The following is a 14,293-nucleotide window of genomic DNA, read 5'->3' on the forward strand; positions in this document are numbered from 1 at the left end:
TCAGAGGAGTTCGGGTGAAGCAGGTTGTACAGAACTACAAGAGCGGCGAGTTGGCGGTGCTCGACGTGCCGGTGCCGGGGTGCAAGCCGGGCGGTGTGCTGGTCCGCACCGCCTACTCGCTGATATCCACCGGGACCGAGCTCATGAAGGTGTCCGAAGCCGGCATGTCGATGCTGGGCAAGGCCCGCTCCCGGCCGGACCAGGTGGCCAAGGTCGTGCAGAGCGTGGCCACCAACGGGGTGCCCGCCACCTACCGCAAGGTGATGGGCAAGCTGGACTCCTACACGCCGCTGGGCTACTCGCTGTGCGGGGTGGTCGAGCAGGTCGGCGCCGGGATCGACGAGGTGAAGGTCGGCGACCTCGTGGCCTGCGCCGGCAATGAGCACGCGTTGCACGCCGAGCTGAACTGGGTGCCGAAGAACCTCTACGCCCCGGTGCCGGACGGCCTCGCGCCGCGGCACGCGGCCTTCGGCACCGTCGGGTCGATCGCGCTGCAGGGCGTCCGCCAAGGCGAGCCGCAGCTCGGCGAGGTGGCCCTTGTCATCGGCCTCGGGCTGATCGGGCAGCTGGTGGTGCAGCTCCTTGCCGCCTCGGGAGTGCGCGTCGTCGGGGTCGACCCCGACCCGGTGCGCTGCGAGCTGGCGGAGCGCCTGGGCGCTGCGGCCTGCGGCGATCCCGCGTCCGCGGCCGTGGAGGCTTCCGTCGCCGAACTCACCGGCGGTCACGGCGTGGACCAGGTGTACCTGGCCGCCGGCGGCGGCAGCAACCAGCCCGTCGAGCTGGCCGCCAGGCTGAGCCGGGACCGCGGCCGGGTCGTCGACATCGGCAAGTGCCGCCTGGACCTGCCGTGGAACGCGTACTACGAGAAGGAGCTCGACGTCCGGTTCTCCCGCAGTTACGGCCCCGGTCGCTACGACCCGGAGTACGAGCTGGAGGGACGCGATTACCCGATCGGCTACGTGCGCTGGACCGAGCGCCGCAACCTGGCGTGTTTCCTCGATCTCCTCGCCCGCGGCAGCGTCGACGTGGAGCCCCTGGTCTCCCACACAGCCGACTTCGATGACGCCGTCGAGACGTACCAGAGTCTGAAGGACGGTGATCTGAAGGCCGTGGCTGTGCTGTTCCGGTACCCCCAACAGGCGGGGGAAGCGGAGGAGTCGGGGGCTCCGGCGGTGGCCGTGCCCGCGGTGAAGCTACGCAGCGGCGCAGTGTCCACCCCGGCCGTGGCCGCCAAGGCGCCGGTGCGCCTTGCCTTCGTCGGCGCGGGAAACTACGCGACGTCGATGCTGCTGCCGCACCTGGCACAGCGCGACGGCGTGAAGTTGTCGACCGTCGTCACCACGACGGCGCTGTCGGCGGCCAACGCGCAGCGGAAGTTCGGCTTCGACGAGGCGACCACCGACCTCGACGCCGTACTCGGCGACCCGGCCATCGACGCGGTGTTCGTCGTCACCCGGCACAGCTCGCACGCCGAACTGACCCGCAGGGCACTGCTGGCCGGCAAGACGGTGTTCGTGGAGAAGCCCCTGGCCCTCACCGAGGACGAGCTGGCCGGCGTCCTCGCGGCGGTGGAGGAGTCCGGCAACGACCGGCTGCAGGTGGGCTTCAACCGCCGGTTCGCGCCGCTGATGCAGGAGGCCAGGAAGCGGTTCGGCGCCCGGACCGGTCCGGCGAGCCTCCGCTACCTGGTCAACGCGGGCCGCCTTGACCACGGCAGCTGGTACCTCCAACAGGGCACCGAGGGCTCGCGGTTCGCCGGCGAGGGCGGACACTTCATCGACACGGCGAGCTGGCTGCTCGATGCCGACCCAGTATCGGTGTACGCGGTCGCCGCGTCCGGCAACGAGGACCTGCAGGTCGTGCTGCGCTACCCGGACGGGTCCACCGCCACCATCAGCTACGTCACCAGCGGCCCGGCCGGCTTCCCCAAGGAGACGCTGGACCTGGTCGCGGACGGCCGTGCGCTGCGGCTCGACGACTTCGTCCGTGCCTCGGTGTACGGCCGCAAGCGGTGGGTCAGTTCGCGGCTGCCCAAGGCCCGGGACAAGGGCCAGTCCGCCGAACTGGCCGCGTTCATCAAGGCCGTGCGGACCTGCGGGCCGATGCCGGTGCCGCTTCAGTCGCTGGTCGCCACCACGGCGGCCACCCTCGCCGTGCAGACCGGCCTGGCCGGAGGTGCGCCGGTGACGTTGGCGAGGACGCGATGACGATGAGCGCGGGCTGGTACCTGCGGCGGCTGTCCCGGATGGGACCGCAGGAGGTCGCGGGCCGGGTGGGCGACGCGGTGCGCAGGCGCCGGTGGCGGTCGGCGCGGCCCAACTGCCCGAGCGTGACCGGCGCCCGGTTCACCGCGGTCCTGCCCGCCGGGACGATCGCCGCAATACCTCCGGACGCGGCGAAACGTCTCATCGCCGAGGCGGACCGGCTGATGTACGGGCACGCCGAGTACTTCGGGGTGGTCCGTGACGACCTGGCCGACCCGGACTGGTGGTGCGACCCGAAGACAGGGCGTCGGGCTCCGTGGGGCTACGCCTTCGACGTGCCGTACCGGAACGAGGACGCGGTCGGGGACATCAAGCAGATCTGGGAGCTGTCCCGGCACCAGTACCTGACCGTGCTCGCCGCCGCCTACGCGATCACCGGGAACGAGCGGTACGCCGAGCGCGTGGCCGAGCACCTGCGGTCGTGGTGGGCGGCCAACCCACCGCTGCGCGGCGTGCACTGGATCAGCGGCATCGAGCTGGGTATCCGGCTGCTGTCCTGGGTGTGGATCCGCCGGCTGCTCGACGGCTGGCAGGGCGCGACCGGGCTGTTCGAGGACAACCCGGTGGCACTGAACCAGATCTGGCACCACCAGCGCTGGCTGGCCGCCTTCCCCAGCCGGGGGTCCTCGGCCAACAACCACGTCATCGCCGAGGCCGCCGGGCAGTTCGCGGCGTCCTGCGCGTTCGGCTGGTTCCCCTCCTCGCCGCGTTGGCGGGCCGGCGCGCTGCGGTCGCTGGAGCTGCACCTGCGCAGCAACACCTTCGGCTCCGGCCTCAACCGCGAGCTGGCCACCGAGTATCACGGACTCGTGCTGGAGCTCGGCCTGGCCGCGGTGGCCGAGGCGGATGCCGCCGACGTGCCGGTCCCCGCGTCGATCCGGCTGGTGCTGCTGCGCATGACCGACGCGCTCGCGGCCATCGTGGACAGCCGGTTGCGGCCGCCGCGCCAGGGAGACGCGGACGACGGGCATGGTCTGATCGTGGACGGCGCGGGCACCGACCGCTGGGGTTCGCTGCTGGCGACCGGGGACGCCGTGTTCGGGCGGCTCGCCTGGTGGCCGGCGGTGACCGGCACCGATGTGCGCACCCCGCTGCTGGCCGCGCTCATCCGGCCGTACGCGAAAAGTGGAACGGCACCGTCCGTGCGCCGCCCGGCAAGCCGACCGGCCCACTTCGCCGACGCGGGGCTCACCATCCTGCGCGGCCCGGGAGAGATCTGGTGCCGTTGCGACGGTGGTCCGCACGGCTTCCTGTCCATCGCCGCGCATGCCCACGCGGACGCGCTGTCCGTGGAGGTCCGGCACGACGGAGTCGACGTGCTCGCCGACCCGGGGACGTTCTGCTACCACGGGCAGCCCGAGTGGCGGCAGTACTTCCGCTCGACCTTCGGCCACAACACCCTGCAGCTGGACGGTGACCAGTCCGTCTCCGGCGGCCCGTTCCTGTGGACCCGGCATGCCCGCAGCCGTGTCCTGGCCGTGGACACATCCGACGAGGGTGTGGCCCGCTGGTGTGCCGAGCACGACGGTTACCAGCCCTCTGTCCACCGCCGCCGGGTGGAGCTGACCGCCGCGAGCCAGGAGCTGCGGGTGGTCGACGAGGTGCGCGGCCCGAGCCGGGACGTACGCCTGGCGTTCCACCTCGGCCCGGCGATCGCCGCGGACCTGGTGGGGAACCGGGCCGTGCTCACCTGGATCCGGGACGGCGAGGGGCGCTCCGCGGTGCTCGACCTGCCCGGGCAGCTGTCCTGGCGGGCGCATCGCGGCGAGACCGACCCGCCACTGGGCTGGTACTCCGCCGGATTCGGGCGCAAGGAACCCACCACAACGCTGGTCGGCACCGGTTTCACCGACGGCGCGGAGGGCTTCACCACCGTGCTCAGGTTCCGCGGCTAGGGGGGCGCGTGGGGATCAAGAGGCGGCACTGGGCGTGGGCGGCGGCATCGCTGGCGGTGGTCCTGCTGGCGGCGACCGGCTGTACGAGCACGCCGGACGCCCGGGCGGAGCCGACCGATGCGCCCTCCGCGTCCAGGGCGCCCTCCACGCCCGTGGCCCGGGTGTGCGCCAAGCCCGCGGCCGGGCCGGCGAAGGCGCCGGCGGGCGCGGTGACGGTCGACCCCGCGGTGGTCGGTGACCTGGCGGAGAAGACCAAGAGCAGTCCCCCGAACACCACGTTCTGGCTTCGCCCCGGCAAGCACAGGCTCGCCCCGGACCGCTACGCCCAGGTCATCCCCAAGGAGGGGAACCGCTACCTTGGTGCGCCGGGCGCGGTGCTCGACGGCGGGAAGAAGAACCAGTACGCGTTCGGCGGCAGCGCCCGCAACGTCACCATCCGCTACCTGACCGTGCAGCGTTTCGTCGCGCCGCACGACGAGGGCGTGGTCAACCATGACTCGGCCGACGGGTGGGTGATCGAGCACGCGACGATCCAGCACAACTCCGCCGCCGGAATGATGGCCGGTTCCCGCCAGCGGGTTCGCGCCAACTGCCTGCGCGGCAACGGTCAGTACGGCATGAACGCGTACAAGGCCAATGGCCGTATCAGCGACCTGGTGGTCGAAGGCAACGAGATCGTCGGCAACAACACCGGCGACTGGGAGCGACGGCGGAAGGGCTGCGGCTGCACGGGAGGCATCAAGTTCTGGGCCGTCAACGGCGCCGACATACGCGGCAATTGGGTGCACGACAACCGTGGCACAGGGTTGTGGGCGGACACCAACAACAACGACTTCCGTATCGAGAACAACGTGCTCGAGGCGAACGACGGCGCCGCGCTGATCTACGAGACCAGCTACAACGCGGTCATCCGCAAGAACACGATCCGGCGGAACAACTGGGTCGAGGGCCGCAGGGAAGCCGAACGCGGCGACAGCTTCCCCTTCGCGACCGTCTACGTGTCCGAGTCCGGCGGCGAACCACGGATCCGGGCCCGCACCGACAAGATCGAGATCTACCGGAACGTGCTGGAGGACAACTGGTCCGGGATCACCCTGTGGGAGAACGCCGACCGGTTCTGCAACAGCCCGGCCAACACCTCGTCCGGTGACTGCACCTTGCTGGTGCGGGACACCGACCGCTGCGCGAAGCCGGCTATCGGCAAGCCACCGCTCTACGGCGACTGCCGGTGGAAGACCCAGCGGGTGGACATCCACGACAACCGCTTCGTGCTGGACAAGTCCGTCGTCAAGTGCACGGTGAAGTGCGACCGCATGGCGGTCCTCGCCAACTACGGCACCTATCCGGACTGGTCGCCGTACCAGGGCGAGCGGGTGGCTGAGGCGATCACCCACAAGCAGGACAACCGCTGGCACGACAACGTCTACCTCGGACCGTGGAAGTTCGTCGCCTACGACCCGAGCCGGGTGCTCGACTTCGGGCAGTGGCGGGGCAAGCGTTACCTGCAGGACTCGGGCAGCACCCTCGGCCCACGGGCCGGTGGTTGAGATGGGCACGCAGCCCGGCGCCGAACCGCTCCCTGCCGGCACGCCGAAGACCGTCGGGGTCGTCTGGGGGTTGCTGGTCCTCAACACGCTCGGCTCCGCCGGGGCGAAGACCATCATCCCGCTGCCCCGCTCCCTCATCCAGATGGTCACCATGGGCGCGCTGGTCGCCGCGTTCGCGCTGGCGCTCACCGTCAATCTCCGGCTGCGCATCCGAGCCAGCGCCTACGTGCTCCTGCTCACCCTGCTGCTGGTGCCGAGCGTGATCTCCAGCGCGAACCTGGAGTCCGGGTTCGGCGCGCTGTTCCGCTGCACCCGGCTGGCTCTCTTCGTCGGCACGCTGTGGCTGCTCAGCCGCTGGTGGGATGGAGGCCTGACCTTCGTCCGGCACCACATCCGGATGTACTTCGCGGTGCTCGGGTCGGTGGCCGCCGGCCTGGCCATCTCACCGGGCGCGGCTCTGCCCGAGCTCTACGGCGGGCGCCTCGTCGGCGCGTTGTGGCCGCTCACCCCGCCGCAGATCGGACAGTACGCCGCGGTGATCATCGGGCTCACCGTACTGCTCGTACTGGGGCGCCGGACCGACAGGGTCAGCGCGGCGGTGGTCATCGTGCCGTCACTCGTCCTGCTCGCGCTGACCCATACCCGGACGGCCACGCTCGGCCTGCTCATCGGGCTGGCGTTGGCGATCGGCTCACTCATCCTGACCAGCGCCGCCGCCCGCCGGTTCTTCACCTGGACGGTGCTGTGCGCCACGGTGGCCGCGGTGGGGTTCAGCTCCGCGCTCCAGGCGTGGTTCCTGCGCGGGCAGAGCCAGGAGAACTTCACCAGCCTCACCGGTCGGGCCAAGGTCTGGGACGCCCTGCTGGCAGCGCCCCGGACGACCGGGGAGAAGTTGTTCGGCATGGGCCTGGGCGACAAGTCGTTCGGCGGGCTGCCGATCGACAACAGCTGGCTGGCTGTTTACCAGGAGCAGGGTCTGATCGGCGTCACCCTCGTCGCGGCGATCATCGTCGTGCTGGGCGGCGTCGCGTTGCTGCGGCCACCGTCGCTGCAGAGGGCCTGCGCGATCTTCCTGATCAGCTACTGCGCGATCGCGTCGTACACCGAGGCCGGTCTCGGCGACGCCTCGCCGTATCTGCTGCATCTGGCCCTGGCCGCCTCGCTGTTGGCGGCACCTGCCGCGACCGCTCCTCTCGCGATGCCCGAAGCCCCTCGACGACGCATCCCGGGATGGGCCCGTAGATCGGAGCTGATCTGAGCATGCACGTCCTCGTGGTGCACAACCGCTACGCCTCGGCGCAGCCGAGTGGGGAGAACAAGGTCGTCGACCAGGAGGTGGAGCTGCTGCGCGGGGCCGGCCACCGGGTCGAGGTGTTCGAGCGGCGCAGCGACGACATCGCCGCCCGGTCCCTGCTGGGCAAGGCCGCGGTGCCGCTCCTTGTGCCGTGGAACCCGGCGGTCCGCGCGGAGCTCGCCGCCCGGCTTCGCACCGAGCGGCCGGACGTGGTGCACGTCCACAACGTCTTCCCGCTCCTGTCGCCGGCGGTGTTGGCCGCCTGCGCCGACGTCGGTGTGCCCGCCGTCGCCACGCTGCACAACTACACCCAGGTCTGCCCGCCCGGCACGCTGCAGCGGGACGGCCGGCCGTGCACCGAGTGCGTCGGGTCGACGCCGCTGCCCGCCGTCCGGCACGGCTGCTACCGGAGTTCCCGCCTTGCGACGGTGCCGCTCGCGGTCAGCCTGTCGGTCAACCGGCGGCGGTGGTGGTCCGGCGTGGAGCGGTTCTTCTGCATCTCCGCGGCGCAGCGCGACGTCCTGGTGCGGGCCGGCATGCCCGCCGAGCGGCTGGCGGTGAAGCACAACTTCGTGCCCGACCCGGGCGAGTGCCGCGCGGGCGCCTTCGAGCATCTGCTCTATCTCGGCCGGCTCGCGGAGGCCAAGGGCGTGCGGCTGCTCATGGCCGCGTGGGACGAGATCGCAGCGAGCGGCGGTGTGGGCGTGCCGCTCGTGATCGCCGGCGCGGGGCCACTGGAGCGAGAGGTGACCGCCTGGGCGGCGGGCCGGGACGACGTGCGGTACGTCGGCCTGTTGGACCCGGCGGAGTGCCGGAAGGCCGTCGGGCGGTCGGTCGCCGTGGTGGCTCCCTCGACGTGGCTGGAGGCGTTCGGTCTGGTGGTCGTGGAGGCGATGGCGGCGGGGGTCCCGACCGTCGCCGCCGGCCACGGCGCCTTCGTCGAACTCGTCGAGGACGGGGTGACCGGGCTGCTGCACCAGCCGGGCGAGCCCGCCTCGCTCGCGTCCTGCATACGCCGGATCGCGGTCGAGCCGGCCCGCAACCGGGAGATGGGCCAGGCGGCCCGGCGCCGTTACGAGCAGGGTTTCAGCCCGGCCGTCGGCCTTGACCGCCTTGTTGATGAGTACCGCACCGCGATCGCGGGGCGGTCAGCACTGGCTCGCGGCGGGGACACCCGCGCGAGCAGGGGGGATGGGGACAGTAGATGACACGATGCCGACTCTGCGGCTCGGAAGCGATGGCGAGCGTCGTCGACCTTGGGGCGACGCCACCATGTGAGAGCTTTCTCGCCGCCGACCAACTGGACCAGCCGGAGCCGGCGTACCCGCTGCACCTGCGGGTCTGCACCGACTGCTGGCTGGCGCAGATCCCGCCGCTGATCACGCCGGAGGAGACGTTCACGCAGTACGCGTACTTCTCCTCCTACTCGACCTCCTGGGTGGAGCACGCGCGCACGTTCGTCGCCGACTCCGTACAGCGGCTGGGTCTCGGCACCGACGCCTTCGTGGTCGAGGTCGCGAGCAACGACGGGTACTTGCTGAGGCACATGGTGGACCGGGGGATCCGCTGCCTCGGCATCGAGCCGTCGGTGAACGTCGGCGCCGCGGCGCGGGACGCGGGTGTGCCCACGCTCACGAAGTTCCTGGACCCGGCCACCGGCGCAGCCGTCCGCGAAGAGCACGGTCCGGCGAACCTGGTCGTGGCCAACAACGTGTACGCGCACATCCCCGACGTGGTCGGGTTCACCCAGGGGCTGCGCGCCCTGGTCGCCGACGACGGCTGGGTCTCCATCGAGGTGCAGCACCTGCTGACCCTGATCGAGGAGAACCAGTACGACACGATCTACCACGAGCACTTCCAGTACTACACGGTCGCCGCCGCGATCCGAGCCCTCGCGAGCGGCGGACTCACGCTCGTGGACGTCGAGTTGCTGCCCACGCACGGCGGCTCCATCCGGCTGTGGGCCCGGCCGGCCGAGGTGGCCGGCGAGCCGACGCAGCAGGTGGCCGACGTGCTGGCCCGGGAGAAGGCCGCCGGGCTGCAGGAGCTGTCCGGGTACACCGAGTTCTCCGCCCGGGTGGCCAAGGTGCGCCGGGACCTGCTGCGCTTCCTCATCGACGCGGCCGAGCGCGGCGAGACGGTCGTCGGCTACGGCGCCCCGGGCAAGGGCAACACCCTGCTCAACCACTGTGGCATCCGGCCCGACCTGCTCCCGTACACGGTCGACCGCAACCCCTACAAGCACGGCAGGTTCACCCCGGGCACCCGCATCCCGATCCTGCCGCCCGAGCAGATAGCCGCCGACAAACCGGACTACGTCCTCGTCCTCCCCTGGAACCTGCGGGCCGAGCTGGTCGAGCAGCTGTCCTTCGTGCACGACTGGGGCGGCCGGCTCGTCTTTCCCATCCCGGAACTGAGCATTGTCGAGGTCAAGTCATGAAGGTCGTTCTGTTCTGCGGCGGTTACGGGATGCGGATGCGGAGCGGTGCCGCAGACGACGTGCCCAAGCCGATGGCGATGGTCGGCCCGAGACCGCTGATCTGGCACGTCATGCGCTACTACGCGCACTTCGGGCACACGGAGTTCATCCTGTGTCTCGGGTACGGGGCTCACCACATCAAGGACTTCTTCCTCAACTACGAGGAGACGACGTCCAACGACTTCGTGCTGAGAGGCGGGCGGACCGAGCTGCTGTCCACCGACATCTCGGACTGGACGATCACGTTCGCGCAGACCGGCATCGAGTCACCGATCGGGGAGCGGCTGCGGCGGGTGCGGCACCACCTGGACGGCGACGAGATGTTCCTCGCCAACTACGCCGACGTGCTCACCGACGCCCCGCTGCCGGAGATGATCGACCGGTTCGCGCAGCGTGACGCCGGTGCGTCGATGATGGTGGTGCCGCCGCAGTCGTCGTTCCACTGCGTGGAGCTGGGCGAGGACGGCCTGGTGGGGGGCATCACCGCGGTGAGCGAACTGCCGCTGTGGGAGAACGGCGGCTATTTCGTGCTCCGCCAGGAGGTCTTCGACCACATACCGGAGAACGGGGACCTGGTCGCCGACGGATGCGCCCAACTGGCCAAGCAGGGCCGCCTTGTGGCGCACCAGCACCGCGGCTTCTGGAAGCCGACGGACACCGTGAAGGAGCGGGCCGCGCTCGACGACGCCTACGCCCGGGGCGACCGCCCCTGGGCCGTATGGGAGCGGGACCGCGCGGGGGTGAGGGCGTGATCCGGCTCGACACCGGGCGGCTGGACCGGATCGTCGCGGTGGGCGCGCACTGCGACGACATCGCCATCGGCGCCGGCGGCACGCTGCTGACGCTGTGCAACGCGCGGCCGGGTATCCGCGTCGACGCGCTGGTGCTCTCCGGCGGTGGCAGCGAGCGGGAGCAGGAGGAGCAGGCCGCGCTCGCCGCCTTCTGCCCAGGCGCCGACCTGCGGCTGACCGTGCACAAGCTGCCGGACGGCCGGCTGCCCGCGCACTGGGAAGAGGCCAAGTCCGCCGTCGAGGAGCTGCGCGAGCGGACCGACCCGGATCTGGTCCTCGCCCCACGCACCGATGACGCGCACCAGGACCACCGCGGCCTGGCGCAGCTGATACCGACCGCGTTCCGCGACCACCTCGTGCTCGCCTACGAGATCGTCAAGTGGGACGGCGATCTCGGCCGTCCGACCGCCTACCAGCCGCTGTCGCCGGAGATCGCCGAACAGAAGGTGCGGCTGCTGCAGGAGCACTACCCCTCGCAGCGCCACCGGCCCTGGTACGACCGCGAGGCCTTCCTCGGCCTGGCCCGGATCCGCGGCATCGAATGCCACGAGCGCTACGCCGAGGCGTTCGCCGTCACCAAACTCGTTCTCAACCTGGGGGATTGAACCTTGCGCGTACTGCTCACCGGACACCAGGGCTACCTGGGCACCGTGATGGCCCCGGTCCTCACGGCCGCCGGACACGAAGTCGTCGGCCTCGACTCCGGTCTGTTCGCCGACTGCGTCCTCGGCCCGACGCCCGCCGACCCGCAGGGGCACCGGGTCGACCTGCGTGACGTCACAGCGGAACACGTGGCCGGCGTCGACGCCGTGATCCACCTGGCCGCGCTCTCCAACGACCCGCTGGGATCGCTGGCGCCGGACCTCACCTACGACATCAACCACCACGCGTCCGTACGCCTGGCCCGGCTGGCCCGCGACGCCGGAGTGCGGCGCTTCCTCTACGCGTCGACCTGCTCGGTCTACGGCGCCGCCGGCGGCGACGACCTGGTGGGCGAGGACGCCCCGCTGCGCCCGGTGACGCCGTACGCCGAGTCCAAGGTGCGGGTGGAGGACGACCTGCACGCGCTGGCCGACGGCGACTTCACCCCCGTGTTCATGCGCAACGCCACCGCCTTCGGCTACTCGCCCCGGCTGCGCGCCGACATCGTGCTCAACAACCTGGTGGGCCACGCACTCCTGTCCGGCGAGGTCCTGGTGCTCTCCGACGGCACCCCGTGGCGCCCGCTGGTGCACGCCGCCGACATCGCACGGGCCTTCGCGGCCGCGCTGACCGCGCCGCGGGAAGCGGTGCACGACCGGGCGTTCAACATCGGCAGCGAGACCAACAACGTCACGGTCGCCGAGATCGCCGGGCAGGTCGCCGAGGCGGTGTCCGGCGCGAAGGTGGTGATCACCGGGGAGACCGGTGCCGACCCGCGGTCGTACCGGGTGGACTTCTCCCGGTTCCGCGCCGCGGTGCCCGGCTTCGACTGCGAGTGGACGGTGAAGCAGGGCGCGCTCGAACTCGCCGACGCCTACCGGAAACACGGGCTGACCCGGGAGGACTTCGAGCGCCGCTTCACGCGCCTTGCCGTGCTGCGCGCGGCGTCCGACGCCGGCACCGTCGACGACACCTTGCGGTGGCGCCGATGACCGCGGCCGGCGAACAGCCGATGACGGCGGCCGGTGACCAGATGTACGCGCTGGTGGAGCGGCTGTACCCGCTGTGCCGGAGCATCACCGGCGACGGTGTGCGCGCCACTTTGGACATCGTCGGCGAGTACATCCCGCTGCAGGTGCACGAGGTGCCGACCGGGACTCAGGTGCTCGACTGGACGGTGCCGCAGGAGTGGAACATCCGGGACGCGTACATCGCCGACACCGCCGGCAACCGGGTCGTCGACTTCGCCGCGTCCAGCCTGCACGTGCTCGGCTACAGCGTGCCGGTGTCGGCGACCATGCCGCTGGCCGAGCTGCGTGAACACCTGCACACCCTGCCGGACCACCCGTCCTGGGTGCCGTACCGCACCAGCTACTACAAGCCGGAATGGGGTTTCTGCCTGGCCCAGGAGACGTTGGACGCGATGCCGGACGGCGAGTACGAGGTGTGCATCGACTCCACACTCGCGGACGGCCATCTCACCTACGCCGAGCACGTGGTCCCGGGGCAGGTCCCCGACGAGGTGATCGTCTCCTGCCATGTCTGCCACCCGTCGCTGGCCAACGACAACCTGGCCGGCATCGCGGTGGCGACGTTCCTGGCCCGGGCGCTGGCGGAGCAGACGCCGTACTACACCTACCGGTTCCTGTTCGCGCCCGGCACCATCGGGGCGATCACCTGGCTGGCCCGCAACGCGGAGCGGGTGGAACGGGTCAAGCACGGCCTTGTGCTGGCCTGCGCCGGCGACCCGGGCGGGCTGACGTACAAGCAGAGCAGGCGCGGCGACGCCGAGATCGACCGCGTGATGCGGCACGTGCTGGCCGCATCCGAACGCCCGCACCGCGTCGCCGAGTTCACTCCGTACGGCTACGACGAGCGGCAGTTCTGCTCGCCCGGGTTCGATCTCGGCGTGGGCTCGCTCACCCGGACCCCGTACGCGGGCTACCCCGAGTACCACACCTCGGCGGACAACCTGGACTTCGTCTCCCCGGAGGCGATGGCGGACACGCTCGCCGTCTGCCGCGAGGCGTTCGCCGTCCTTGACCGCAACCGGCAGTACGTCAACCTCAGCCCGTACGGCGAACCGCAGCTGGGCCGACGCGGGTTGTACGACGCGCTCGGCGGCCGCAGCGACACCAAGCAGGCCCAGATGGCCATGCTCTGGGTGCTCAACCTGTCCGACGGCGAGCACAGTCTGCTGGACGTCGCCGAGCGGTCCGGGCTGCCGTTCGACACCGTCGCCGCCGCGGCCGGCGCCCTGCACGGCGCCGGGCTGATCAAGGCATGACGCCGATGACCACCGAGGGGGAGAAGACGAGGCCAAAGGCGGCGACCGCCAGGCGGGCCATCGTCGGCCGGCTGTCCTGGGGACTGGCCGACCAGGCGGCCTCCAGCATGACCAACTTCGCGGTGGGGATCTACGTGGCGCGCTCGCTCGGGCTGGCCGCGTTCGGCGTGTTCAGCCTGGCCTGGGTGACCTACGGCGTGGTGCTCAGCGTCTCCCGCGGGCTGGCCACCGACCCGCTCGTGGTGCGCTTCAGCGGCGTGCCGGACGCCTCCTGGCGCGGGGCGGTGGCCCGGTCGTCGGGTACCGCGCTCGGCGTCGGTGCCGCCATCGGCGCGGCGTGTCTGGCGGTCGGGCTGGCTCTCGGCGGCCGCGTGGGGCCCGCGTTCGCCTGCCTCGGCGTCATGCTGCCGGGGCTGCTGCTGCAGGACGCCTGGCGGTACTCGTTCTTCGCCGCCGGCATCGGGCGGAAGGCGTTCGTCAACGACCTCGTGTGGGGCGTCGCGCTCGTCCCGGCCATGGTGGTGGCGGCCCGCGTGGGCAGTGTGGCCGCTTTCGTGCTCGCCTGGGGCGTGTCCGCCGCGGTGGCCGCGGTGTACGGCTGCTTCCAGTCCGGGATCCGGCCCCACATGACCGGAGTGCGCGAGTGGGTCCGCGAGCACCGCGACCTCGGCTACCGGTACCTGGTCGAGAACACATGCGTCAGCGGCGCGAGCCAGCTGCGGGCGTACGGGCTCGGCGCGATCGTCGGGGTCAGCGCGGTGGGTGTGGTCCGAGGCGCCGAGCTGCTGCTCGGCCCGTTCCTCGCCGTGCTGATGGGGCTGTCGCTGGTCACCGTCGCGGAGGCGGCACGGGTGGTGCGGCGGGCCCCGCACCGGCTGGGCCCGTTCTGCCTCCTGCTGGGCGGCGCGCAGGCCGCCGCCGCACTGCTCTGGGGCGCGGCGCTGCTGCTGGTGCCGGACCGGTTCGGCGAGCTCGTGCTCGGCGGCGTCTGGAACTCCGCCTCGGAGCTCATCGTGCCGGCCACGCTCGGCGTCGCGGGCGCCGGCCTCGGCACCGGCGCGGCGGCCGGGCTGCGCGCGCTCGGCGCGGCCCGG

General features: G+C 71.5%; 11 protein-coding genes. All 11 read left to right on the forward strand.

Going from position 1 to position 14,293, the window contains the following annotated elements:
* Nucleotides 1-14 precede the first annotated feature (14 nt).
* Complete coding sequence (locus FGD71_RS00645; RefSeq protein ID WP_119098373.1) at nucleotides 15-2,207, forward strand: bi-domain-containing oxidoreductase; 2,193 nt, start codon at nucleotides 15-17, stop codon at nucleotides 2,205-2,207.
* Complete coding sequence (locus tag FGD71_RS00650; protein WP_119098374.1) at nucleotides 2,204-4,159, forward strand: heparinase II/III family protein; 1,956 nt, start codon at nucleotides 2,204-2,206, stop codon at nucleotides 4,157-4,159. Before FGD71_RS00645 ends, FGD71_RS00650 begins: the two co-directional genes overlap by 4 nt.
* Nucleotides 4,160-4,167: 8 nt before the next feature.
* On the forward strand, nucleotides 4,168-5,706 hold the full coding sequence (locus tag FGD71_RS00655) for a right-handed parallel beta-helix repeat-containing protein (protein ID WP_119098375.1): 1,539 nt from the start codon (nucleotides 4,168-4,170) through the stop codon (nucleotides 5,704-5,706).
* A gap of 1 nt (nucleotide 5,707) precedes the next feature.
* The gene (locus FGD71_RS00660) at nucleotides 5,708-6,964 is read left to right on the forward strand and encodes an O-antigen ligase domain-containing protein (RefSeq protein ID WP_119098376.1); all 1,257 of its coding nucleotides are present in this window, start codon (nucleotides 5,708-5,710) and stop codon (nucleotides 6,962-6,964) included.
* A gap of 2 nt (nucleotides 6,965-6,966) precedes the next feature.
* A complete protein-coding gene (locus FGD71_RS00665) occupies nucleotides 6,967-8,208 on the forward strand; it encodes a glycosyltransferase (RefSeq protein ID WP_119098377.1) in 1,242 nt (413 codons plus the stop codon).
* Entirely contained in the window at nucleotides 8,205-9,440 is a 1,236-nt protein-coding gene (locus FGD71_RS00670) for a class I SAM-dependent methyltransferase (RefSeq protein WP_119098378.1), read from the forward strand. Before FGD71_RS00665 ends, FGD71_RS00670 begins: the two co-directional genes overlap by 4 nt.
* The gene (locus tag FGD71_RS00675; protein WP_119098379.1) at nucleotides 9,437-10,231 is read left to right on the forward strand and encodes a sugar phosphate nucleotidyltransferase; all 795 of its coding nucleotides are present in this window, start codon (nucleotides 9,437-9,439) and stop codon (nucleotides 10,229-10,231) included. The genes FGD71_RS00670 and FGD71_RS00675 overlap by 4 nt, the downstream gene beginning before the upstream one ends.
* A complete protein-coding gene (locus FGD71_RS00680; protein ID WP_119098383.1) occupies nucleotides 10,228-10,875 on the forward strand; it encodes a PIG-L deacetylase family protein in 648 nt (215 codons plus the stop codon). The genes FGD71_RS00675 and FGD71_RS00680 overlap by 4 nt, the downstream gene beginning before the upstream one ends.
* A gap of 3 nt (nucleotides 10,876-10,878) precedes the next feature.
* Nucleotides 10,879-11,904: an NAD-dependent epimerase/dehydratase family protein gene (locus tag FGD71_RS00685; RefSeq protein ID WP_119098380.1), complete on the forward strand. Its 1,026-nt coding sequence runs from the start codon at nucleotides 10,879-10,881 to the stop codon at nucleotides 11,902-11,904.
* A gap of 20 nt (nucleotides 11,905-11,924) precedes the next feature.
* Complete coding sequence (locus FGD71_RS00690; protein ID WP_119098384.1) at nucleotides 11,925-13,199, forward strand: DUF4910 domain-containing protein; 1,275 nt, start codon at nucleotides 11,925-11,927, stop codon at nucleotides 13,197-13,199.
* A gap of 5 nt (nucleotides 13,200-13,204) precedes the next feature.
* The coding region (locus tag FGD71_RS00695) for an MATE family efflux transporter (protein ID WP_162930978.1) at nucleotides 13,205-14,293 on the forward strand (1,089 nt) is incomplete at its 3' end.

Origin of the sequence: Streptomyces sporangiiformans (assembly GCF_005768555.2) — a bacterium.
GTDB lineage: Bacteria > Actinomycetota > Actinomycetes > Streptomycetales > Streptomycetaceae > Streptomyces > Streptomyces sporangiiformans.